The 20749-nt window shown below is 32.5% G+C and carries 22 protein-coding genes; 15 read left to right on the plus strand and 7 right to left on the minus strand.

Features of this window, described 5'->3' with window-relative positions; all coding sequences use genetic code 11:
- The first annotated feature begins 198 nt into the window (after positions 1-198).
- The 3 genes from ACHRVZ_RS02905 to ACHRVZ_RS02915 all read left to right on the plus strand — a co-directional run bounded on the left by ACHRVZ_RS02905 (position 199) and on the right by ACHRVZ_RS02915 (position 2578).
- The gene (locus tag ACHRVZ_RS02905) at positions 199-1170 is read left to right on the plus strand and encodes a D-alanine--D-alanine ligase (RefSeq protein WP_395420684.1); all 972 of its coding nucleotides are present in this window, start codon (positions 199-201) and stop codon (positions 1168-1170) included.
- A 277-nt stretch (positions 1171-1447) separates the two neighbouring features.
- Positions 1448-1906: a pantetheine-phosphate adenylyltransferase gene (gene coaD, locus ACHRVZ_RS02910; protein ID WP_395420685.1), complete on the plus strand. Its 459-nt coding sequence runs from the start codon at positions 1448-1450 to the stop codon at positions 1904-1906.
- Between the two features lie 93 nt (positions 1907-1999).
- On the plus strand, positions 2000-2578 hold the full coding sequence (locus ACHRVZ_RS02915) for a PhnA domain-containing protein (protein ID WP_395420686.1): 579 nt from the start codon (positions 2000-2002) through the stop codon (positions 2576-2578).
- A gap of 146 nt (positions 2579-2724) precedes the next feature.
- Here ACHRVZ_RS02915 and ACHRVZ_RS02920 read toward each other — a convergent pair whose 3' ends face one another.
- A complete protein-coding gene (locus tag ACHRVZ_RS02920; RefSeq protein WP_395420687.1) occupies positions 2725-3171 on the minus strand; it encodes a hypothetical protein in 447 nt (148 codons plus the stop codon).
- A 347-nt stretch (positions 3172-3518) separates the two neighbouring features.
- On the minus strand, positions 3519-4868 hold the full coding sequence (locus tag ACHRVZ_RS02925; protein ID WP_395420688.1) for a DEAD/DEAH box helicase: 1350 nt from the start codon (positions 4866-4868) through the stop codon (positions 3519-3521).
- Between the two features lie 262 nt (positions 4869-5130).
- Here ACHRVZ_RS02925 and ACHRVZ_RS02930 point away from each other — a divergent pair, with 262 nt between their 5' ends.
- The gene (locus ACHRVZ_RS02930; RefSeq protein ID WP_395420689.1) at positions 5131-6858 is read left to right on the plus strand and encodes a M14 family metallopeptidase; all 1728 of its coding nucleotides are present in this window, start codon (positions 5131-5133) and stop codon (positions 6856-6858) included.
- 528 nt (positions 6859-7386) lie between these two features.
- The gene (locus ACHRVZ_RS02935; protein WP_395420690.1) at positions 7387-7839 is read left to right on the plus strand and encodes a hypothetical protein; all 453 of its coding nucleotides are present in this window, start codon (positions 7387-7389) and stop codon (positions 7837-7839) included.
- A 129-nt stretch (positions 7840-7968) separates the two neighbouring features.
- Here ACHRVZ_RS02935 and ACHRVZ_RS02940 read toward each other — a convergent pair whose 3' ends face one another.
- From ACHRVZ_RS02940 to ACHRVZ_RS02950, 3 genes are all read right to left on the minus strand, one after another.
- Positions 7969-8373 carry a helix-turn-helix domain-containing protein gene (locus ACHRVZ_RS02940; RefSeq protein ID WP_395420691.1) on the minus strand — a complete coding sequence of 135 codons (405 nt, stop codon included), beginning with the start codon at positions 8371-8373 and terminating at the stop codon, positions 7969-7971.
- Positions 8374-8615: 242 nt separating this feature from the next.
- Positions 8616-8846, minus strand: coding sequence for a DUF4287 domain-containing protein (locus ACHRVZ_RS02945; protein WP_395420692.1), 231 nt, complete (start codon positions 8844-8846; stop codon positions 8616-8618).
- Positions 8847-8993: 147 nt separating this feature from the next.
- The gene (locus tag ACHRVZ_RS02950; RefSeq protein WP_395420693.1) at positions 8994-9602 is read right to left on the minus strand and encodes an NUDIX hydrolase; all 609 of its coding nucleotides are present in this window, start codon (positions 9600-9602) and stop codon (positions 8994-8996) included.
- Positions 9603-9609: 7 nt separating this feature from the next.
- On the opposite strand from ACHRVZ_RS02950, the gene pyrE reads away from it, so the two are divergent.
- The 3 genes from pyrE (at position 9610) to ACHRVZ_RS02965 (ending at position 11789) form a co-directional block, all read left to right on the plus strand.
- Positions 9610-10260 carry an orotate phosphoribosyltransferase gene (gene pyrE, locus ACHRVZ_RS02955; RefSeq protein ID WP_395420694.1) on the plus strand — a complete coding sequence of 217 codons (651 nt, stop codon included), beginning with the start codon at positions 9610-9612 and terminating at the stop codon, positions 10258-10260.
- Positions 10261-10432: 172 nt separating this feature from the next.
- A complete protein-coding gene (locus tag ACHRVZ_RS02960) occupies positions 10433-10825 on the plus strand; it encodes an SRPBCC family protein (protein ID WP_395420695.1) in 393 nt (130 codons plus the stop codon).
- A 307-nt stretch (positions 10826-11132) separates the two neighbouring features.
- Positions 11133-11789 (plus strand): hypothetical protein, encoded by a 657-nt coding sequence (locus ACHRVZ_RS02965; RefSeq protein ID WP_395420696.1) that lies wholly within the window; start codon positions 11133-11135, stop codon positions 11787-11789.
- A 151-nt stretch (positions 11790-11940) separates the two neighbouring features.
- On the opposite strand, the gene ACHRVZ_RS02970 is transcribed toward ACHRVZ_RS02965, so the two are convergent.
- Positions 11941-12681 carry a biotin--[acetyl-CoA-carboxylase] ligase gene (locus tag ACHRVZ_RS02970; protein WP_395420697.1) on the minus strand — a complete coding sequence of 247 codons (741 nt, stop codon included), beginning with the start codon at positions 12679-12681 and terminating at the stop codon, positions 11941-11943.
- 94 nt (positions 12682-12775) lie between these two features.
- Between ACHRVZ_RS02970 and rsfS the strand changes: the two genes are divergently transcribed.
- The 7 genes from rsfS (at position 12776) to ACHRVZ_RS03005 (ending at position 18401) form a co-directional block, all read left to right on the plus strand.
- A complete protein-coding gene (gene rsfS / locus ACHRVZ_RS02975; RefSeq protein WP_041517869.1) occupies positions 12776-13147 on the plus strand; it encodes a ribosome silencing factor in 372 nt (123 codons plus the stop codon).
- A gap of 15 nt (positions 13148-13162) precedes the next feature.
- The gene (gene ftsH, locus ACHRVZ_RS02980; protein ID WP_395420698.1) at positions 13163-15088 is read left to right on the plus strand and encodes an ATP-dependent zinc metalloprotease FtsH; all 1926 of its coding nucleotides are present in this window, start codon (positions 13163-13165) and stop codon (positions 15086-15088) included.
- Positions 15089-15202: 114 nt separating this feature from the next.
- Positions 15203-15808 carry a lactate utilization protein B/C gene (locus tag ACHRVZ_RS02985; RefSeq protein ID WP_395420699.1) on the plus strand — a complete coding sequence of 202 codons (606 nt, stop codon included), beginning with the start codon at positions 15203-15205 and terminating at the stop codon, positions 15806-15808.
- A gap of 1 nt (position 15809) precedes the next feature.
- Entirely contained in the window at positions 15810-16700 is an 891-nt protein-coding gene (locus ACHRVZ_RS02990) for a phosphatidate cytidylyltransferase (RefSeq protein WP_395420700.1), read from the plus strand.
- Positions 16690-17343 carry a phosphatidylserine decarboxylase family protein gene (locus tag ACHRVZ_RS02995; protein ID WP_395420701.1) on the plus strand — a complete coding sequence of 218 codons (654 nt, stop codon included), beginning with the start codon at positions 16690-16692 and terminating at the stop codon, positions 17341-17343. Before ACHRVZ_RS02990 ends, ACHRVZ_RS02995 begins: the two co-directional genes overlap by 11 nt.
- A complete protein-coding gene (locus tag ACHRVZ_RS03000) occupies positions 17343-17612 on the plus strand; it encodes an acyl-CoA-binding protein (RefSeq protein ID WP_395420702.1) in 270 nt (89 codons plus the stop codon). Before ACHRVZ_RS02995 ends, ACHRVZ_RS03000 begins: the two co-directional genes overlap by 1 nt.
- A gap of 6 nt (positions 17613-17618) precedes the next feature.
- The gene (locus ACHRVZ_RS03005; protein WP_395420703.1) at positions 17619-18401 is read left to right on the plus strand and encodes a superoxide dismutase; all 783 of its coding nucleotides are present in this window, start codon (positions 17619-17621) and stop codon (positions 18399-18401) included.
- Between the two features lie 396 nt (positions 18402-18797).
- Here the strand turns inward: ACHRVZ_RS03005 and ACHRVZ_RS03010 are convergent, their stop codons facing one another.
- Positions 18798-20669 (minus strand): alpha-amylase family glycosyl hydrolase, encoded by a 1872-nt coding sequence (locus tag ACHRVZ_RS03010; RefSeq protein WP_395420704.1) that lies wholly within the window; start codon positions 20667-20669, stop codon positions 18798-18800.
- Positions 20670-20749 lie beyond the last annotated feature (80 nt).

Genomic DNA, 20749 nt, shown 5'->3' on the forward strand with positions numbered 1-20749 from the left:
CGCTCCCATCAGGGCTAGGACTTCAGGTTTCATAAAAACATTTTCGTTACAATCTGTCAGACTGAGCGGAGTCGAAATCCCGCAAAGTGATTCAGCAAGCGAAACTTCGACTCCGCTCAGTCTGATAAAAAAGAGAACAGATTAGTGGCTGAAACCTGAAACAAAGAAAACTTGAAACAAAATATAAACAAATAGAAAATGAAAAACATAGCCATCATCATGGGCGGATATTCAAGCGAATACAAGATTTCGCTTATCAGCGGAAACGTCGTTCACCAATATCTTGACAAAACAAAATACAACGGATTCCGTATTCATATTTTTAAAGAAAAATGGGTCTATGTAGACGAAAACAATGCTGAATATACAATTGATAAAAATGATTTTTCTGTAACTGTAAACGATCAAAAAATCACCTTTGACTGCGTTTTTAATGCCATTCACGGAACTCCGGGCGAAGATGGATTAATGCAGGCTTATTTCGAATTATTAGGAATTCCGCAATCGTCTTGCGATTATTACCAAGCGGCTCTTACATTTAACAAACGTGATTTATTATCGGTTTTAAAACCATACGGAATCAAAACAGCCATTTCTTACTACCTAAATAAAGGTGACATTATCAATACTGCCGAGATCGTAAAAAAAGTAGGTTTGCCATGTTTCGTAAAACCAAACAAAGCAGGTTCAAGTTTTGGGATTTCAAAAGTAAAATCTGAAGCAGAACTTCCAATTGCAATTGAAGTAGCATATAAAGAAGACAACGAAATCATCATTGAAAGTTTCCTTGACGGAACCGAAGTTTCCGTTGGAGTAATCAATTACAAAGGCGAAATTAAGGTTTTACCAATTACCGAAATTGTTTCCGACAATGATTTCTTTGATTACGAAGCCAAATACGAAGGAAAATCACAAGAAATTACACCTGCAAGAATCTCAAATGAGCTGACACAAAAAGTAAGCGAAGTTGCAAAACGCGCTTACGAAGTCTTAAAAATGAAAGGTTTCTCAAGAAGCGAATTCATTATCGTAGACAACGAACCATATATGCTCGAAATGAACACCATTCCAGGCTTAACAACAGAAAGTTTGATTCCGCAACAAGCAAAAGCAGCCGGAATTTCTCTAGAAGATTTATTCACAAATGCAATTGAGCTAGCGCTAGCTTAACTAAAAAAGGTTCTAAGATCCTAAGTTGCTAAGGCACTAAGATTTTAGAACCTTCTTTTTTAAAAATTATTAAAAGCAAAAACACACACAATCTTGTCATTCCGACGAAGGAGGGATCACACAAGAAGATAACACACTGTTGTCGAATGTTGGATGTGATTTCTCCTTCGTCGAAATGATAAAAAGCTAAAAAAATAAAGTTTAAAGCCATAAGGGGAAAACCCTTTGCTCCTTTGCCTCTCTGAACCTTTGAACCTTTGAACCTCAAATAAAAAAAATGAAAAAAGCTATATTTCCAGGATCATTTGACCCAATTACATTAGGTCACGAAGACATTATCAAAAGAGGAATTTCTCTTTTTGACGAAATTGTAATTGCAATTGGTGTCAATGCCGAAAAAAAATACATGTTTTCTTTAGAAGAAAGAAAACGTTTCATCGAAGAAACTTTCAAAGACGAACCAAAAATTTCGGTTATCACTTATGAAGGATTAACTATCGATTTGGCACACAAACAAAAAGCACATTTTATTTTAAGAGGTTTGCGTAACCCAGCCGATTTCGAATTCGAAAAAGCCATTGCACATACCAATAGACGCCTTTCTAAAATTGAAACCGTATTTTTATTAACTGCTGCAAAAACATCTTATATCAGCTCAAGTATCGTTCGTGATGTATTACGAAATGGTGGAGAATATGAAATGTTGGTTCCTGATGCAGTTAGAGTGAAGAAATAAACTCAAAAAGAGAATAAAATACACCAAAAAACATAAATTTGTCAGCGAAGCAAATTATAAGTAATTTCGCATTTTTAAATAAAATATCAAACAATGAGCATCGAAAGAGAATTAAACAAACGTAGCGGATCTAAATGTGAACTTTGTGGCGCAGAGGAAAACTTAAAAGTATATCAGGTATTACCAACTCAAAAAGGCGGTCTTGATGAAAGCATTTTAGCATGTAGTACTTGTATTGACCAAATTGAAAACCCGGACAATGTCGATTTAAATCACTGGAGATGTCTTAATGACAGTATGTGGAATGAAAATGTTGCAGTACAAGTTGTAGCATGGAGAATGTTAAGCCGTATGCGCGCTGCAGGCTGGCCACAGGAATTGCTGGATATGATGTATTTAGACGAAGATACTCTCGCATGGGCGCAAGCAACAGGCGAAGGTGAAGAAGACGAAAACAAGATTATTCACAGAGATAGTAATGGTGTCATTTTAGAACACGGAGATTCTGTAGTTTTAATCAAAGATTTAAAAGTAAAAGGATCTAGTATGGTTGCCAAACAAGGAACTGCAGTTCGTAACATCCGTTTAGACCACGAAAACGCCGAATATATTGAAGGAAAAGTAGACGGTCAACAAATTGTAATTATTACGCAATACGTTAAAAAGATATAAGATTTTAGATACAAAGGTTCAGGGTTACAAAGGTTCAAAGGTTTTACATTTGGAACTTGAAACAAAGAAAACCTGAAACAAAGAAAACCTGAAACAAAAAAAGGCCGTTCAATCGAACGGCCTTTTTTAATATGTCTAACAACAGATTATTTTTGAAATAACTTATTGATTTGATCTTTTACAAATGGCTCAGAAACACTGCTTGTAGCAGAAGAAGCATCTTTTGAAGAAACCATAAACTGAACTGTCGCTTTATCCGGAACAACACTTCCTGTGTAGTGCAACCAAATATAATTATTAGGTAACTCTAATTTAATATCATACAAAGGACTTGCAGTAAATCCGTTTACAATAATATTGTAAAGACTTGTGTAATCATCATTTACATTTTTAAATGTAAACTTTCTTAATGACGAAGTTTCATCATCATTCTGGATACTGGTGTAATAAACAGTATATTCATCTCCTACTTTTTGAATATAATTGTTATTCACTTTTCCTAGTTTTTCAACCGGTACAGTTTCAAGAACTTTAATTTGTGCAAAAGACACAAAACTAAACAACAAAATAGCAATCGTAAAAATTCTTTTCATAATTAATTTGGGGTTTATTATTTACTAGCACAAGAAACGCAGAAAATATGATAAATTAAAACCTTATCCGTTAATTTATTAACAATAAATTAAGGTTAGCGATTAAAATCGATCCAAACCCAAAAACAACGATCAATTAATCTACTGTATCCCAATAAATTAACAAACATTCAAATCAATAAATATACTTAAAATCAAATCTGAATTCATAAGTTTTGAAACATCCAAAACAAACTCAAATTATAGCTTTACTACACAAAAGACTTTTCAATACCCAAAAAGTTATTCTATAAAAAACAGAACGATACCACGAAAAACATGAAACCAGAAACTTGAAACCAAGAAGTCTATTTCTCTTCTTCTTTCTTCACAACTTTACGAGCAACTTCAATTTTAAATTTCTTGCCTTTCATTTTCTCATCTTTAATATTCATAAGTAAATCTTTTACTTTATTGAATTTTACAGCAGCAAACGAAATAAAATCTTTAACCTCGATCAAACCTAAATCACCTTTTTCCAGTTTTCCTTTTTGAGAAAAGAAACCAACAATATCAATTTTGTTAAGTTTTGTTTTCTTTCCGCCACTAATATAAATCGTTTGGTATTCTGGTGGTTTTGGTAAAGTAGTTGCATTATCAACTTTTAAAACCTCCATTCCGTAGTCGATATAATCCAATTGTTTTTCACTTTCGTGAATAATAATATATGCCGTTCCAGAAGCCTGCATACGCGCAGTACGACCATTACGATGCGTAAATTCATCTTCTTTTAACGGTAAATGATAATGAATAACGTGTTTCATTTCAGGAATATCCAATCCACGGGCAGCTAAATCAGTAGTAATCAAATAACTCATACTTCCGTTTCTAAACTGAATCAAAGCGCGCTCACGCTCGTCCTGATCCATTCCGCCATGATAATAAGTAGCGTAAATTCCTTTTTCGTTTAACGTGTCGCTAATTCTCTCAGCCGCATCACGATGATTACAAAATATAATAGCCGATTGCGATTTTAAAGAACAAATCAAATTGAATAAACTTCCTAATTTGTCTTTAGATGGCGAAACAACCATTTTCATAGAAAGATTCGTTTTCTCTTCTTGCTCCGGAATAAAATCTAAAACTGTCGGATTAACTACTCTTGTATATCTTGGAATCTCAATATCTGAAGTTGCCGAAACCAAAACACGTTTGTTCAATTTCGTCAACTTTCCAATGATATAAGACATTTGCTCATGGAAACCCAATTGCAACGATTTGTCGAATTCATCTAAAATCAACGTCTGAATTTTATCTGTGCGAAAAGTATCTCTGTCGATATGATCTGCAATTCTTCCGGGAGTTCCAATTAAAACTGCCGGCGGATTACTCAAATTCTTGATTTCAGTATCAATTGAGTGACCTCCATAGCAAATATTTACTTTGTATTGCGTTCCCATTTTTTTCCAAACCTGCTCAATTTGCAAACCTAATTCGCGCGAAGGCACTAAAATTAAACATTGAACCGAAAGAATTTCAGGTTGCAATAATTCTAAAACTGGTAACAAAAAAGCCAATGTTTTTCCTGATCCTGTTGGAGAAAGCAGTAAAACATTGTTATCGTTTAAAATTGCATCTTGAGCAACTTCTTGCATTTCGTTTAGGCTCTCAATTCCTAAGTTCGAAAGTATGTTATTGGAATGGTGATTTTTATTCATTTTGCAAAAGTAGTCAAAAAAAGTTGTTTCAGGTTTGAGGTTTTCTTTGTTTCAAGTTTTTTAACCGCAAAGTTCGCAAGGATTTACGCAAAGTTCACAAAGTTTATACCCAAAGCTTTGCGAACTTTGCGTTTATTAACACAATCTATTACAAAAAACTTTGCGCTCTTTACGGTAAAATTCCCATAAGCCATAATCGCACTTCAACCTGAAACCTGAAACAAATTTAATTATATTTGAATCTCGTTTTAAAACCCAAACCATGAGATTTTTCATTCTGCCACTTCTACTCTTTTCACTAACTATCTGCGGACAAAACAATAAAAAATACGATACTTTTTTTGAGAAAGGAAACGGAAATCAATCTGCTTCCTACCAGGAAACTATTACCTATTTTAAACTTTTAGCCAATGACTTTCCGGTGATTCAAATTAAAGAAATGGGCTTAACAGATTCTGGAGAACCTTTACATATGGTCGTTTATAATCCTGACAAGGAATTCGATTTTGATAAAATCCAGAAAACAAAAGCGGTTCTTTTTATCAATAACGGAATTCACGCGGGAGAACCTGACGGAATCGATGCAACAATGCAATTCTACCGAGATTTAGCCACTGGCAAATTGAAAGCACCAAAAAATACAGTTCTAGTTACTATTCCGGTTTATAATATTGGAGGCGCTTTAAATCGTAATTCTACAACTCGCGCCAATCAAGACGGACCAGAAATCTATGGTTTTAGAGGAAATGCCCGAAACTACGATTTAAACCGCGATTTAATGAAATCGGACACTCGAAATACAAAAGGTTTTGTAGAGATTTTTCAGAAAATAAATGCCGATGTTTTTATTGATAATCACGTAAGTAACGGGTCTGATTATCAATACAAACTGACTTACATTATGACACAACATAATAAGTTAGGAACTGTTTTGGGCGATTTTATGAATAACGAAATGATGCCGGCTTTGGTAAAAGATTTACAGAAAAAGAAAATCGAAACAACTCCATATGTAGACTCTTTTAAAGATACTCCGGACAAAGGTTTTGGGCAATTTGTCGATAGTCCAAGATATACAACGGGTTACACTTCTCTCTTTAATACAATTGGATTCGTGGTTGAAACACATATGTTGAAAAAATATGCCGAACGTGTAAAAATGACATACGAATACACAAAATCGACTTTGGATTTTACCGATGCCAATTACCAAAAGATAAAAGATTTAAGAATAAAGAATTTAGAGCAATATCAGCCCAAAAAATCATACACTCTAAAATGGGAATTAGACAGCACAAAAGCTACCACATTTTCGTTTTTAGGATATGAAGCAGGTTACAAAAAAAGCGAAGCCACAACAGGAAATCGTTTGTATTATGATCGAAACAAACCGTATAAAAAAGATGTTCCGTATATAAAAGAATTCAAATCGGCTAAAGAAGTTGTGATTCCGAGTGCTTATATTATTCCGCGTGGTTATTGGAATATTATTGATCTTTTAAAGAATAACAATATCTCGTATTCTCAACTTAAAAACGATACCATTATAGAAGTTGAAAGTTATAAAATTGCCGATTTTAAAACGGTTCCAAATGCTTACGAAGGGCATTATTTACACTACAATACAACAATAAGTTCTAAAGTTGTAAAAATGGCTTTCGCTAAAGGGGATTATTTAATTCCAACAAACCAAAAAGGCGTAAAATATCTCATAGAAGCTTTCGAACCCGAAGGCGTTGATTCGTTCTTTAACTGGAATTTCTTTGACCCCATTTTACAACAAAAAGAACATTACTCAGAATATATTTTTGAAGATACAGCGGCAAAACTTTTAAAAGACAACCCTAGCCTTAAAGCCGAATTAGAAGCTAAAAAACTATCTGACTCTGAATTCGCTAAAAATCCTGACGCGCAATTAAACTGGATTTACAAACATTCAGTTTATTATGAAAAGGCGCATTTGCAATATCCTGTTTATCGATTGTTGTAGTTTTTTTTAAACAGCATTTTTTTTTAACGCAAAGAGTGCTAAGTTTTTTTTGCTTTTGATTGAGTTTAGTAAACGCTAAGATCGCAAAGTTTTACGTGTAGATCTTTGTCAAAATTTTAAACTTTGACAAAGTTGACTTAATTACGGTTTCCCGTAATTTAATTTATTTTTAAGATTATATATTTGAAATCAAGCTTAATAAATTAAAACTCAATAAATGGAAGAAGATAAAATACTTGAAAATATTACTAAATCAATTAGCGAAAGACTAAAAGTACCTATTATTTCTACATATATTTGTGTATTAGTACTTTATAATTGGGATATACTATTTTATCTTTTTTTTGAAAACAGTTCTGCATCACTTAAAATTCAATCTATTAAAAACCAATACAGTTCGGTCTACTATGCGAGAATTATTACTTGTTTGATAATTTCTGTTTCTCTTTTAATAATTTTTACTGTTCTAAATACCTTAATAAATTCTTGTTTAAAATGGTTTTATAGAAAAGATAAAGAGAAATTACATTGGAAATTGAAAGTTACGAAAAAGTAAACATACTAACAGAGCAATTATCAAATTCAATTAATGAAATTAAAATTCTAAGTTCGCAAATAGAAAATCTTAAAAATATAAATAATAAATCGACAAGCAACAGCAAAACATTAGATAAATCAGAAATTTCTAAAAAAGATTATTTAAGTCTAATAAATTTTTTAAACACACAACCAAATAAAGAAAAACTTATTTTCAGTTTACATGAATTAATAAACGAACTAAAAATCAATTCTAAAGCACCTTTAAAATTAATTCAAACCAAAGCTACTTATCAAATAGATATGCAACAACTTATAAACTTAATTATTAACAGGAATCTTGCTAAAAAGAAATATTATCAAGATGAAAATGATCAACAATCACTATTTGAAGCACTAGAATTAGGACCTTCTTTTAAAGATTTTCTAACTTTAGAAGTTTAAAAGTTTCATAACGTGAAATTAGCACATCTTTCGCTGGCATTAGCAGGACACTTGCAAAAAAGATAAAATCAAAAAAGCCTAATAAATAATTAAATTCATTAGACTTTTTTTTTGTGGAAAGAATAACGATTATTTATTCTTTACTATTTTTTCTAAAAACTCAACTTTGTCTTTTTCAGCTTGAACTAAACGTTCGTATAGTTTTTTATTTTCTTCATACACCTCAATTAATTTATCTAATGGATTGAAAGTACAATGATTGTTAAATGTTCCTGCGCTACTATCTGCGAAATTATTAAAATAATTAATTGCGGCTTCGTCTGAAAAATTTTTAAGAGCTTCAACACTTACTCCCAGAGCTTTTGCTACTTCAACAAGTTTTTCATCGCTTATGTTTTCGCTGTTTTCAAGAGCAGATATAGCTTGTTGGTTGGTTCCCATTGCTTGTGCCAATGCTTCTTGTTTCATGTCTCTAAGTTCACGAATTCTGCTAATTTTTCGCCCTATATGGTTCGATTTTGTAAGTGTGCTCATAATTCAAAGATAATATTAAGGGTAATAATTAGCAATAGATAAAAAACATATTTTGATATGTACGATACAATCAAAATGATTTGTGCAGGAACAATCTATTACTTATTGTTTGTTAAACAAAAGTACGATTTTTAATACATAAACAATTAAAAACAAAAATTATATAAAACCTAAAATTTAATCACGAACAGAATATTCGTGCTTTCAAAAGGGAAACTCTTCTAATATTTAATTTTTCAGCCTTACTGACTATTCTCATCTTTTATGCCTTTGAGCAACGCATAAATTGCCATCGCATGTCCTTGACCTAAATCAAAATCTTCTTTAAGCCAATTTACAATATCTCCCGCTTTCACTTCAGGCTTGAGTTTTCCATCTAGTGTAAAGCTTTTTTGTTCGGCTAAAGCTCTAAATTCAGCAGGACCATTGCCAGTCTTTTCTCTAATCGTTTTTAAATATCCTTGAAATGACATAAAATATTTATTTAGTTGGTTAATCTATATACAAACGAAAATACAAATAAAATCTTACACAGTTTCCAAACCCAAAAAAAAACACAAAACAGTAAGCGAAGTCTTTTCTCTAAAATCTTTCCTCTTTCCTCTTAAAACCTCAAATCCTTACTCAACCTTAATCTCTTTCTCTTCTTCAAACAACAATTTAATGTTTTCATACGAGTTTTTTAAGGCTTCTTTGATTTGTTCCGGGTTTAGCCAGGCAACTTTTTCGATTCCTTCTTCGAGTTGACCCTTTGGAGTTCCTTCAAAATCAGAATGCATTTCGAACCAATGCGTGATTTTGAGTTTGTATTTTCCGTTACGTTTGAAAATATGATACGTTTTTTGTAACTTTTTTGTTATTCTAAGTTGGTTTACACCGGTTTCTTCTTCGACTTCGCGCATTGCAGTGGCTTCAATTTCTTCGCCTTTCTCGATTCCTCCCTTTGGTAAGTCCCATTTTCCGTTTCTGAAAATAAATAAAACTTCACCTTTTTTATTGTAAACAAAACCTCCGCCAGCCTTATTAACAGGAATTTTGGCTTTAAGAGTTTTCATAATTTCCTTTTCGTCAGGATGATATAAATAAGCTTTTTGAATTTTATTTTGAAAAATTTTGACTATAAGCTGCTCAATATCAATACTCTCTAACAAGAATAATTGAAAATTAGTCTCTCTTGAGATTTCATTTGTCAAAAAAAGTGGTTTGTCGTTCACAAAAACTTTATACATTTGTACTATGATTTTTAATAAAGATACTGCCGAAAAAACAGCCGAATTGCTTTTGCAAATAAATGCAATTAAATTGAATCCCGAAAATCCTTTTACATGGGCTTCAGGATGGAAATCGCCTATTTATTGTGATAATAGGTTAATTCTTTCATTTCCGATCATCCGAAACTACGTTCGCGATGAGTTTGCGAAAAATATTGAAAAACAGTTTGGAAAACCAGACGTCATCGCTGGTGTTGCCACTGGAGCCATTGGAATTGGAATTCTTGTTGCCGAAAGCCTTGGATTACCTTTTGTATATGTGCGCCCGGAAGCGAAAAAACACGGAAGACAAAATCAAGTGGAAGGTTTTTTACAAAAAGGCCAAAACGTTGTTGTTGTTGAAGATTTAATTAGCACAGGAAACAGCAGTTTATTAGCTGTAGAAGCTTTGCGTAACGAAGGTGCTAACATAAAAGGAATGGCAGCGATTTTTACTTATGGTTTTAATGTTGCTGAAGAAAACTTTAAAAATGCTAATATCGATTTGTACACGCTAAGTAACTACGAAAACTTACTGGATTTAGCGGTTCAAAAACAATATATTACTGAAGATCAACAATCGACTTTGTTAGAATGGAACGAAAGTCCATCTACTTGGGGAAAAGAAGAGGAATAGATTTTAGATTTGTGAAAAAATCGCTTCGCTCTTTTTCTGAAATTTGGAATTTACAATTTGATAAAGCTTTGCAAACTTAAAGTTTATAAAGCGAAAGCAAACCTATAAAAAAACCTTGCGTTCTTTGCGGTTAAATTCAGCCCTACTATTAAAAAAATTAAACAAAAAATATATGAACTTAGAAAGTCCAAAAGTAACTGTTCAGAAATCAGCTCAAGATTTATTTGATTTATTGACTGATGTTAAGAATTTTGAAAAATTAATGCCTGATAATATCGCTAAATTTGAAGTGATTGGTGAAGATGCTTTTATTTTTGGATTGAAAGGTATGCCGGAAATAAAACTAAAAATGAAGGAGAAAGTAGCGCCAAACAAAATTGTTTTAGGAGCTGCAAGTGATAAACTTCCATTTACTTTGGTTTCGAATATTGATAGTATCTCAGCTTCTGAAAGTGCTGTACAACTACAATTCGAAGGCGAATTCAACGCTATGATGGCGATGATGATCAAAGGACCAATTAGTAAATTCATCGAAACTTTGGCAACTAATATGACGAAGCTTTAATTAATAATGGTGAATTATTAATTGTAAACTATAAATTAAAAGTCCGATTTTGTCGGGCTTTTTTTTTGCCACAAATTTTACAGATTTAAGCAAATTCTAACAGATTTATTTCTCGAAAAGACGCTAAGAAAATTAAACTTTGCGACTTTGCGAGATTACACTAAAAAACCTTAGAACCTTAGAACCTTTGCCTCTCTGAACCTTAAAAAAAAACATTTCATCCTAAAAAAACAACAGTTCAGAACTATAAATTATAGTAAAATAAATCATTAATCTAAGTTTGGTCCATAAACGAACAAACATCAAAATGGAACCAGCTATTAAGATTTTAATTTACATTCACGCTTTTTTCGGAGGAATTGGACTTATTACCGGAATTGGAAGTATTCTTGTCAAAAAGGGAAATACACTACACAAAAAATTAGGAAAACTATTTTCTATCGGCATGTTAACGAGCTGCTTGATTTCGCTCTTTATTTGCTGGATGCCAAACCACCAAAATATCTTTTTGTTTCTTATTGGATTATTTACAATTTATCTTGTGATTTCGGGCAACAGAGCCACAGCATTTAAACATAAAGCAGAAGCTAATTTCGCAGACAAATTAATCTCTGGAAGTACATTGTTTTTCTCTGCAATAATGATTTCTATTGGAATCTATTGCCAATTAAACAACATTCAAAACGGTGTTTTATTTCTCTTTTTTGGTGGATTTGGACTTTATATGACAATAAAAGACTTTATGTTCTTTAAAAACGTTTCGGAAATGAAGAAAAAATGGCTTTTTAAACACATTGGCAAAATGTGCGGAGCATTAATAGCTTCTGTAACTGCGTTTATTGTGGCAGGAATTGGACTTGGAAATTTAATTGCCTGGATAACGCCTTCTATTTTTGGAACTATTTATATTATTTACTGGAACCGAAAAATTACACCAAAAACGGATAAAATGATAAAAGCTTAAAAATCTGTTTTTCGCAGATTGAGCAGATTTATATCGATTAATTTAAAATCTCATTTAAATTTGCTCAATCTGTACCAAAAAACATATTAAAAAATAAATAAGATGCGCTACAAAACCTTTGAAGCTCTGCCTCTCTGAATCTTTGAATCCTTTAATAAAGCATCTGAATTTCCTTAAGATCAAATTCAGAAACAGAATCATCTTCCAATAAAATCTGTATTTTACCGACTGCAGAAACACCTTGAATGATTCCCATAAAGTTTTGTCCTGAGGTATTAGGATCCAAATTTTTAAAAGGCATTGGTATTCCTTTACGAAACAATGAATTAAAGTAATCTTTCCAAAAAAATTCGGAATTAGTTTCCCATAATTTGATTTTCTTTTTCATGTTCTCGACGATCAGCTCCGGCAAAACATCTTTATCAAAAATACGACCCGCAATCACTGCCAGCGAAGATGCATTGGGCAATTCGTCAAAATTTGTTTGGTTAACATTTAAGCCTAATCCGACAACTGACACGATCCTGCCATCACTTTTGATGGTGTTTTCGATTAATATGCCACCAATCTTTTTATTGTATGACATAATGTCGTTAGGCCATTTTATAGTTAAATCAGAAATTTCTAATGATTTTAAGGTATCTATTACGCTTAATGAAACAACAATACTAAGATTAAAAACCTGCTCATTACTAAACACAAAATCCTTCACCAAGGCACTCATAATTAAGTTTTTACCCGACTCAGATAACCATTTAGCCCCCATTTGCCCCTTACCTTTTGTCTGAGTTTCAGCCGTTACTACGGTAAAATTATCCAGCTCATCTTGGCTTGCCAATGATTTAAGGAAATCATTTGTAGAATCTATGGCATCGAGTTTGATTAGTTTCATTCAAGTAATTTAAATAACTTAATTTAATATTTTGTAGAAGGGGCAAAAATAAACACAAAATTTGGTAACTTTACAAATTCATATAAAATAATTCATGGCGAAAAAGACTATTAATAATGATGTTCTATTGGCGAACATAATCAAAGGAATTGAAGAAGTAAAAGGTAATGACATCAGTATCCTTGACTTAAGAGAAATAGACACGGCTGTTTGTGACTATTTTGTTGTTTGCAACGGAAATTCTAACACTCAAGTTAACGCCATTGTAGGTTCAATTCAAAAAACAGTATCTAAAGATTTAAAAGACAAACCTTGGCACGTGGAGGGAACCGATAACGCGGAATGGGTTCTTATGGATTATGTGCATATTGTTGTACATGTTTTCCAAAAACACATTCGTGAATACTATAATATCGAAAGCCTTTGGGGTGACGCCAAAATAACTACAATCGAAAACAAATACTAAAGAAAATTTTTTCTAATGGCTAAAGATAATAATCCAAATCCGAGTAAATTTAAAATAAGTCCTTGGTTAATATATACCGCAATACTTCTAGTTTTTTTATTTATAAGTTTTGCAACCGGTGGATCTAACTTAAGCGAACCTGCTCAATTAACTTCTTCTAAATTCAATGTATTATTAGAAAAAGGACAAATTGAAAAAGTAATCGTTTATAACAAAGCTGAAGCTGAAGTATATTTAACGCAAGCTGCTCTTAAAGATCCAGCTAATAAAAAGGTGGCTAAAGATATTTTTGAAAGACCAAATAAAGGTCCTCACTATACCTTAGAAATTGGTAACGATCAGATCTTTCAAACAAAACTGGAAAAAGCAGTTACAGAAAAAAAACTGAAAGACTTTAATTTCCTTCAGAAAAACAACTGGAGCGATATTTTAATCAGCTTACTTCCTATCATCATCATTATTGGTGTATGGATTTTCATTATGCGTAAAATGTCAGGTGGCGCAGGTGGCGGTGGCGGACAAATCTTTAACATTGGAAAATCTAAAGCTAAATTATTCGACGAGAAAACTGACATCAAAACTACATTTAAAGATGTGGCAGGTTTAGAAGGTGCTAAAGAAGAAATACAAGAAATTGTAGAATTCCTTAAAAACCCTGAAAAATATACAAACCTAGGAGGTAAAATTCCAAAAGGAGCTTTACTTGTTGGACCTCCGGGAACTGGAAAAACTTTACTTGCAAAAGCTGTTGCCGGCGAAGCTCAGGTACCTTTCTTCTCTTTATCAGGTTCTGATTTCGTAGAGATGTTTGTAGGTGTTGGTGCATCACGTGTACGTGACTTATTTAAACAAGCTAAAGAAAAATCTCCTGCTATTATCTTTATCGACGAGATTGACGCTGTTGGTAGAGCAAGAGGAAAAAGCAATATGTCTGGCGGAAACGATGAGAGAGAAAATACTTTGAACCAATTATTGACAGAAATGGATGGTTTTGGTACAAACTCAAACGTAATTGTTTTGGCAGCAACTAACAGAGCTGACGTTCTTGACAAAGCTTTAATGCGTGCTGGGCGTTTTGACAGACAAATTTTTGTTGACTTACCGGATATCCGTGAAAGAGCTGAAATATTTGCTGTGCACTTAGCTCCAATCAAAAAAGTTGAAGGTCTTGACCTTGATTTCTTAGCAAAACAAACTCCTGGATTCTCTGGTGCTGACATTGCAAACGTTTGTAACGAAGCTGCTTTAATAGCTGCCCGTAACAACAAAACTGCTGTTGACAGACAAGATTTCTTAGATGCTGTTGATAGAATTATTGGTGGTCTTGAAAAGAAAAATAAAATTATTACTCCAGACGAGAAAAGAGCAATTGCTATTCACGAAGCTGGTCACGCGACTGTAAGCTGGATGCTAGAGCATGCTGCACCACTTATCAAAGTAACTATTGTGCCTCGTGGACAAAGCTTAGGAGCTGCTTGGTACTTGCCAGAAGAGAGACAAATCGTTAGAACTGATCAAATGTTAGACGAAATGTGTGCTACTATGGGCGGAAGAGCTGCTGAAAAAGTAACTTTTGACAGAATTTCGACTGGTGCATTAAGCGATTTAGAAAAAGTTACACGTCAGGCTCGCGCAATGGTAACAATTTATGGTCTGAATGATAAAATTGGAAATGTTACTTATTATGACTCAACTGGTCAAAGTGAATACAATTTCTCAAAACCATATTCAGACGAAACAGCAAAAATTATTGATAAAGAAATCTCAGAATTAATTGAAGGTCAATACCAAAGAGCTATTCATATTTTAGAAGAGAACAAAGACAAACTAAATCAACTTGCTGATATATTAATCGAAAAAGAAGTCATTTTTAAAGATGACTTAGAAAATATTTTCGGAAAACGTACTTTTGATAAAAATTTAGAAGAAGTCGTTTCGTAGATTATTCAATAAATATGTAATATTTTTTAAAATCTTAATTCAAAATAGCCTTTTGAATTAAGATTTTTTTATCTTTGAACGTTTTCAATTAACATGTAAAGTATTTCATATAAAATGAATTTTTTCAAAAAAATATTTGGTTCGAGCGATGCTTCTTCTGATGAAGAAAATGAAAGCGAATATGGAGGGAATCCAATTCAGGATAGTCATCTTTCTATAGATGAAAGATTCATTTTCAATTTCAAGAAAAATGGCGGTAAATTTTTGTATTGTGAAAACAAACAAGAAGTTGCAGAACAATTTGAAAACATATTAGAAGAAAACGACTGGTTCGAAAATGAAGTTTTATGTTACGAACCCGCCCTATTTAATTTATTAGAAGAAAATAAATTAATTTATATTGCTCCTAGAAGCCCTAAATTTTTACTTGCGACTTGTGAAAATTTAATTGCCGATGAAGGTTCTATTCTATTTTCATCAAAACAAATCAGACAAGACAAACCAAACGAATTACCGGCAAACATTGTTATTATTGCAACAACAAGCCAAATTCTTTCTATTAAAAGCGATGGTTTAAGCGCTATCAAACGTAAATACGAAAGAGACTATCCAACCAATATCACCACTATAAAATATTTCGAAAAAGCAAAAGAAGAAGACTTCACACAATACGGTAGTGTTGCCAAGAATTTGTATTTATTGCTTTTAGAGGATCTTTAAGATGAATGAAACACTCAAGAGAACCATTTCTGGTGCTGTTTATATCGCTTTACTACTAACATCTATTCTGTTTTCTACTGAAAGCTTTATTATTCTTTTTGGCATTTTCCTAATTATTACAATATATGAATTTTCCAATTTAGTAAGTTTAAACAAAGTATTTTCTATTTTATTTGGCGCTTTATTTTATTCTGCAATTATATTAATTAGTCATTACAATAAACAAACTACTGCCTTTTTAAATAATTTATTTAAATCAAATTTTGATTTAGAAATAAACATCCAGCAATTAGACTTAATACTTCTTGCGGTTACGATTGTAATATCGATTAAGTGCATTTTATTCTTATTTTACGACTCTGTTCAAAACATAAGCATCTCTTCTAAGTATTTATATTTATTAGGTTATATCACTCTTCCTTTTGTTTTTATTGTAAAAATTTCGTTTGGAACCAACAACTACAATCCAAAAATCATTCTCGGATTATTTATCTTAATCTGGACAAATGACACTTTTGCTTATTTAGTTGGAAAATCTATTGGAAAGCATAAATTATTTGAACGTGTTTCTCCTAAAAAAACAATAGAAGGATTTCTTGGCGGAGCAGTTTTTGCTGCTTTTGCCGGCTTCTTAATTTCAAAATTATACATTCAGCCCAATCCTGACTTTAGCGGCAGATCAATTTTAATATGGACCATAATTGCTGTAATCGTAAGCGTTTTTGGAACTATCGGAGATTTGATTGAATCAAAGTTTAAGAGAATTGCGGGAGTAAAAGACAGTGGCGCTATAATGCCAGGTCACGGAGGTATACTAGATCGATTAGATAGTGTTATATTTGTAGCACCAATTATATTTTTATTTTATCAAATTTTATATTATGTTTCATAAAGAGGGAGGCCCATCCATTTTATTAGGCACTGTTTTTACAGTTGCCGTACTTTTAATTGCTGAAAAATTCATTGATATTAATTGGCTAAGAATACTTGTTCAGCTTGCTGGCGTACTGGTGTTAATTATTATTTTACAATTTTTCAGAAATCCAAAAAGAATTGCAATTAGAAACAGCGATCACATTCTTGCTCCAGTTGACGGAAAAGTTGTGGTTATTGAAGAAGTTTACGAAGGTGAATTTTTTAAAGACAAACGTTTACAAGTTTCAATTTTTATGTCACCTATAAACGTACACGTTACACGTTACGCTATGGATGGAATCATTAAATTTAGTAAATATCACCCTGGTAAATTTTTGGTTGCCTGGCACCCAAAAGCAAGTGAAGAAAACGAAAGAACTACCGTTGTAATCGAAAATGATACTTTCGGACAAATATTATACAGACAAATTGCTGGTGCTTTAGCACGTAGAATTGTAAACTATGCTCAGGAAGGAATGCAAGTTATTCAAGGAACTGATGCCGGGTTTATAAAATTTGGTTCAAGAGTAGATTTATTTTTACCTTTAGGTACTCCAATTAATGTAGTATTGAACCAAAAAGCAATTGGAGGTAAAACTATCATCGCTACAAAAGCTTAATGACTGAAAAAGATTTAGATACTCGTTTTTCCGAGGCTGTTGAAACTGCTCTAAAAATGACACAAGCCTCACTGCCGCAAGATGTGCAGCTAAGACTTTACGCGTATTACAAGCAAGCAACTTTTGGGACTGCAGTCTACAATCAATCTGAAAACTTTGATTTGAGAGATGCTTTCAAAACAAATGCCTGGATGCAAATTAGTCATATATCGATAGACGAGGCTAAAGAAAATTATATTGAAATCATTAATTCACTAACATTAAAATAATACATTATGAAGAAAAAAATTACTCGTTTTGGCATTTTAGCTTCATTTTTACTATTACTTTCTTGCAATGATAACAATAAACTAACCGATGTTGTAGAAGTTCCTTTGCCTACTAAAGAAGAAAAAATAACGATAGGATCTCCAAATGATGTAAAGGCAGATCCGGGATCTTTTGAGTTAACAAAACTTCCTTTTTCTTATGACGCATTAGCGCCTGCAATAAGAACGCTTACTTTAGAAACACATTACTCTAAACACTATTTAACGTACACCAATAATCTTAATAAAGAAATTTTAAATACTGAATTTGAGAATTCACCCATTGAAGACATTCTAAAAAAACTGGATCTTAGCAATGCTAAACTTCGTCAAAATGCTGGTGGTTACTACAACCATACATTATATTTCAATATTTTAACCCCTAAGCAAGAAACTCCAAAAGACACTTTAGCAGGTTCTATCAATAAAGAATTCGGATCTTTTGCCAATCTTACAAGTCAATTTAAAGGACAATCAGAAAAGCAATTTGGATCTGGCTGGGTTTGGTTAGTAGTTGACAGATACGGAAAATTACAAATTACTACTACCGAAAATCAAGATAACCCTTTGATGAAAAATGCTTTGATTCCCGGAACACCAATTTTAGGAATTGATTTATGGGAACATGCTTATTATCTCGATTATCAAAATCGAAAAGGAAGTTATATCGATGCCTTTTACGAACATATCAATTGGGAAAAAGTAAACGAAAACTACGTTGAGGCTTTAAAAAAAGTCAAAAGAGTATAAAAACAAAAAAAGCTGATACAAATTTAAGTATCAGCTTTTTTATTAGTACTAAATAACAATCTTAAATAATTAGGTACGTTTTATCCGTACAAAAGAAAATTACAGTATCTTTTTAAGTACAATTATTTAGATAAAATACAGCAAAACGTTTTTACAGAAAACCAATTATCATCGCCAAAAGACTTACCCGCAAGTACAGAAGGTCTAGAAATTGCCTGTTTGTTAAATCTGGGTATGTTTAGCTATTATTTCTAACGAATTTGCCTACGGTGTACAATTTTACTAAAAAAATACTTTTACTTTTAAAACAGCCAAAATACCTGAGTACAATTTAAAAAGCCTTGCTTTGGATATTACAAAATTCCAAAGCAAGGCTTTTATCAAATAATTGCTATTCTATTTTAATTCAAAAATAAACGATTCTGAAGGAGCAATTTTCACTCTTGCTGATCCTTCTCCATTTTTTACCTTTAATTGAGCAGAGCTCTTTTGATACAATTGATCTATAAGCTGATAATCTCCATCTTTTAAATTCCACTTTGCAATAACATCAGCAGGAATTTTTAAATCAAACTCACTTGTTTTTTCAGAAGAAAAATTAGCAACAACAATTAATTTTTGGTTTTCTGACCAACGTACATACGAATAAATGTATTCGTCGTAACCAACATTGTTCTGACGATTAAAAGATTGTATTTCCTGAAAACTTCCCATTAAAGCAGGGCTTTTAATTGAAAAGTTCAATAATCGTTTGTAAAAATCACGTAGCTCTTTCTCTGATTCCGAAAGTTGTCCACCATCAAATTCCCCCTCATTCATCCAACGTTGGTGATTTGGAACTCCAATATAATCAAAGATTGAAGTTCTGGAACGAGTTCCAAATCCGGCATTTTCACTTCCGGCCTCCCCTACTTCTTGCCCAAAATAAACCATTGTTGGCGACGTACTAATTGTTGTAGAAACCACCATTAATGGCTTACCTTTTTCTGGTGTTCCTGCAAATTCAGGACTTGCTAATCGTTGTTCATCATGATTGTCTAAAAAATGAAGCATATTATGCTCAATATCCGACATTCCTTTTTGAATATCTGATAATCCATCTGGTGATGATTTTCCTCTTACAATATCCTTTAACTTATCATACGTCTCTACTTTATCATATAAATAATCCATTTTTCCTAAACGAATGTAATTGCGATACTCCTTTGGGTTATACACTTCTGCTAATAAAAAAGCATTTGGATTTTTCATTTTGATAGCCGAATTCATATAGCTCCAAAACTCATACGGAACCATCTCTGCCATGTCATATCGAAAACCATCAACTCCTTTATTCGTCCAATATAAAGCAATCGATTTGAACTTCTTCCAGGAATCCGGAACGTCTTTATCTTTCCAAAATTCAAAATGTTCCTGATATGATTTTTGATCAAATCCGACTGGAAGTTCAGGAAAATCTTTAGAACCATCAGGGCGAATTCCGTAATTTACTTTTACTGTTTCATACCAATCATTTTGATCCGGTTTTACTTTTCGAGAACCATTACCTGTCCATTTTGCAGGCTTTTCATCAAATACCCCGTCAACAAGTGCATTTTTTTCTCCATTTAAAGGAACATCTCCATCAGGAATTTCAAACTGCGTCTTCGGGATATAATAGAAATTATTATCTCTTTTATATTCAACTGTTACATCATCATTTGCACCAAAATCTTTTATGCCTTCCGGATTACTTTTCCCTTCATATTTTCTGGCAATATGATTGGGAACAATATCAATAATCACTTTTAGTCCAGCTTTGTGCGTTCGAGCAATCAAAGCTTCAAATTCCTGTAATCTATTGGCTGGATTTACTGCTAAATCAGGATTTACATTGTAGTAATCTTTTACTGCATAAGGAGAACCGGCACGACCTTTTACAACTTCAGGATCATCATCTGAAATTCCGTAACTCTTATAATCCCGAACCAAAGCATGATGCGGAACTCCTGTATACCAAATATAAGTAACTCCTAAATCTTTAATTTCGTGAAGCGCTTTGTCTGTAAAATCGTTAAATTTCCCAACACCATTTTCTTCAATTGTTCCCCAAGGTTTGTTTGTGGTATTTTTATTCCCGAATAATCGTGTAAAAACCTGATACACTACAACCTTCTTTTCTTTAGAATCCTCTTCTTTCGCTACATTCATTTTTAAATCTTTGGTTTTACATGCTGAGAACAACATGGTTGCAGCCAATCCTGCAACAAAAATTCTTCTATTTACCATATTTATTTTATAAACTAATTCTTTTCTAAACCAAAAAAATCAAACTTCCGGCTCAGAAACCATTTCCTAAATTTAGGCTA

Origin of the sequence: Flavobacterium sp. FlaQc-57 (assembly GCF_044007395.1) — a bacterium.
GTDB lineage: Bacteria > Bacteroidota > Bacteroidia > Flavobacteriales > Flavobacteriaceae > Flavobacterium.

Bases quoted from the DNA above. Each gene is read 5' to 3' on its own strand.
- ACHRVZ_RS02905 (WP_395420684.1), top strand. From the start codon at position 199: ATGAAAAACATAGCCATCATCATGGGCGGATATTCAAGCGAATACAAG.
- coaD (WP_395420685.1), top strand. From the start codon at position 1,448: ATGAAAAAAGCTATATTTCCAGGATCATTTGACCCAATTACATTAGGT.
- ACHRVZ_RS02915 (WP_395420686.1), top strand. From the start codon at position 2,000: ATGAGCATCGAAAGAGAATTAAACAAACGTAGCGGATCTAAATGTGAA.
- ACHRVZ_RS02920 (WP_395420687.1), bottom strand. From the start codon at position 3,171: ATGAAAAGAATTTTTACGATTGCTATTTTGTTGTTTAGTTTTGTGTCT.
- ACHRVZ_RS02925 (WP_395420688.1), bottom strand. From the start codon at position 4,868: ATGAATAAAAATCACCATTCCAATAACATACTTTCGAACTTAGGAATT.
- ACHRVZ_RS02930 (WP_395420689.1), top strand. From the start codon at position 5,131: ATGAGATTTTTCATTCTGCCACTTCTACTCTTTTCACTAACTATCTGC.
- ACHRVZ_RS02940 (WP_395420691.1), bottom strand. From the start codon at position 8,373: ATGAGCACACTTACAAAATCGAACCATATAGGGCGAAAAATTAGCAGA.
- ACHRVZ_RS02945 (WP_395420692.1), bottom strand. From the start codon at position 8,846: ATGTCATTTCAAGGATATTTAAAAACGATTAGAGAAAAGACTGGCAAT.
- ACHRVZ_RS02950 (WP_395420693.1), bottom strand. From the start codon at position 9,602: ATGTATAAAGTTTTTGTGAACGACAAACCACTTTTTTTGACAAATGAA.
- pyrE (WP_395420694.1), top strand. From the start codon at position 9,610: ATGATTTTTAATAAAGATACTGCCGAAAAAACAGCCGAATTGCTTTTG.
- ACHRVZ_RS02960 (WP_395420695.1), top strand. From the start codon at position 10,433: ATGAACTTAGAAAGTCCAAAAGTAACTGTTCAGAAATCAGCTCAAGAT.
- ACHRVZ_RS02965 (WP_395420696.1), top strand. From the start codon at position 11,133: ATGGAACCAGCTATTAAGATTTTAATTTACATTCACGCTTTTTTCGGA.
- ACHRVZ_RS02970 (WP_395420697.1), bottom strand. From the start codon at position 12,681: ATGAAACTAATCAAACTCGATGCCATAGATTCTACAAATGATTTCCTT.
- rsfS (WP_041517869.1), top strand. From the start codon at position 12,776: ATGGCGAAAAAGACTATTAATAATGATGTTCTATTGGCGAACATAATC.
- ftsH (WP_395420698.1), top strand. From the start codon at position 13,163: ATGGCTAAAGATAATAATCCAAATCCGAGTAAATTTAAAATAAGTCCT.
- ACHRVZ_RS02985 (WP_395420699.1), top strand. From the start codon at position 15,203: ATGAATTTTTTCAAAAAAATATTTGGTTCGAGCGATGCTTCTTCTGAT.
- ACHRVZ_RS02990 (WP_395420700.1), top strand. From the start codon at position 15,810: ATGAATGAAACACTCAAGAGAACCATTTCTGGTGCTGTTTATATCGCT.
- ACHRVZ_RS02995 (WP_395420701.1), top strand. From the start codon at position 16,690: ATGTTTCATAAAGAGGGAGGCCCATCCATTTTATTAGGCACTGTTTTT.
- ACHRVZ_RS03000 (WP_395420702.1), top strand. From the start codon at position 17,343: ATGACTGAAAAAGATTTAGATACTCGTTTTTCCGAGGCTGTTGAAACT.
- ACHRVZ_RS03005 (WP_395420703.1), top strand. From the start codon at position 17,619: ATGAAGAAAAAAATTACTCGTTTTGGCATTTTAGCTTCATTTTTACTA.
- ACHRVZ_RS03010 (WP_395420704.1), bottom strand. From the start codon at position 20,669: ATGGTAAATAGAAGAATTTTTGTTGCAGGATTGGCTGCAACCATGTTG.